This is a genomic window from Pseudoalteromonas sp. S4741, from assembly GCF_005886135.1.
GTDB classification, from domain to species: domain Bacteria; phylum Pseudomonadota; class Gammaproteobacteria; order Enterobacterales; family Alteromonadaceae; genus Pseudoalteromonas; species Pseudoalteromonas tetraodonis.
Genome location: NZ_PNCN01000183.1, coordinates 1 through 633 on the forward strand (window position 1 = coordinate 1; position 633 = coordinate 633).

The 633-nt window shown below is 32.4% G+C and carries 1 protein-coding gene; it reads left to right on the forward strand.

From position 1 onward, the window contains the following. The first annotated feature begins 217 nt into the window (after positions 1-217). Entirely contained in the window at positions 218-565 is a 348-nt protein-coding gene (locus tag CWC30_RS17300; RefSeq protein ID WP_138627719.1) for a four helix bundle protein, read from the forward strand. The last annotated feature ends 68 nt before the right edge of the window (positions 566-633 follow it).

The window sequence follows — 633 nt, forward strand, 5'->3', positions numbered from 1 at the left end:
TCTATTTTTATTCTTTTTTTCTAACTGTTTTCTTTTTTCTTTTTTTTTTTTTTTATTTATGGGTGTTTTTTTTTTTTTGTAGGTTCAAGATTCAAGGTTCAAGATTCAAGGAGCAAGGTTCGAGGTTCAAGGTTCGAGCTATAAATTTGATCTAAGCTTTGTGTCTTTCTTATTTTACAGTTATAAGTTAAGCATGTTTCAGCTGACTGGTTATGTTATGAGGTTTGAAGATTTAAGGGTATGGCAACGTTCAGCCGATTTAGCTTGCGAGATTTATTTACATTTTAAGCAGAGCAAAGAGTTTGGTTTAAAAGATCAAATAACACGATCTGCACTTTCAATTTCTTCAAATATAGCAGAGGGTTATGAACGAATAACTCCTAAAGATTATATTCGGTTTTTATCATATTCTAAGGGGAGTTGTGGAGAATTACGCTCTCAAATTTACATTGCATTAAAAATAGGTGAAGTTGATACGACAAAGGCCACTGAATGGGTTGAAGAGACTCGTGAACTTTCCCGTATGATTTCAGCATTGATGAAATCAATCGATGCTTGGGAATAAGAGGTTCAAAATTTAATATTCATTCAAAAATATATGAGTATGATCTGACCTTTCACCTTTCACCTTTC